Here is a 572-nt window from a genome sequence, read left to right as displayed (position 1 = left end):
CAAATTTTACGCCAGTGAACAAAAGCCAGATGTGGAACAAAGCTTAACCCCGGTTTATCCAACCACAGATGGCCTGCGTCAAATCACCTTACGTAATCTTACTGAGCAAGCATTGGTGTTACTCGATAAAGCGGCAGTGCAAGAATTGCTACCTTCTGGCTTGTATAACCATCAGATTACTATGTCACAGGCGTTGCACACCATTCATCGCCCGCCGCCAACCATTAATTTAGATGAATTTGATGAAGGTAAGCACCCCGCTCAAATCCGTTTGATCATGGAAGAGTTGCTCGCTCAGAACTTATCGATGTTGGCGGTTCGCAGCAAAGGCCAGCAAGATATCGCCTTACCGCTCGCACCATGTGACAAACTGAAAAAACAGCTGTTGGCGCAACTGCCGTTTTCTCCGACCAATGCTCAAGCACGCGTGGTGAAAGAGATTGAATCCGACCTCGAAAAGCCGCATCCAATGATGCGTCTTGTCCAAGGTGACGTAGGCTCAGGAAAAACCCTCGTCGCGGCACTGGCTGCGGTTCGAGCTATCGAGCACGGTTATCAGGTCGCACTAATGG

1 pseudogene is annotated in these 572 nt (G+C 49.3%); it reads left to right on the top strand.

The features are described 5' to 3' along the window. Positions 1 to 572: pseudogene (locus R7R24_RS29115) on the top strand (ATP-dependent DNA helicase RecG); the annotation flags it as partial.

The sequence above is a fragment of the Vibrio sp. 704 genome (genome assembly GCF_033339295.1).
The sequence above is the reverse complement of the archived record's forward strand: the minus strand, read 5'-3'. Positions and strand labels throughout refer to the sequence as shown.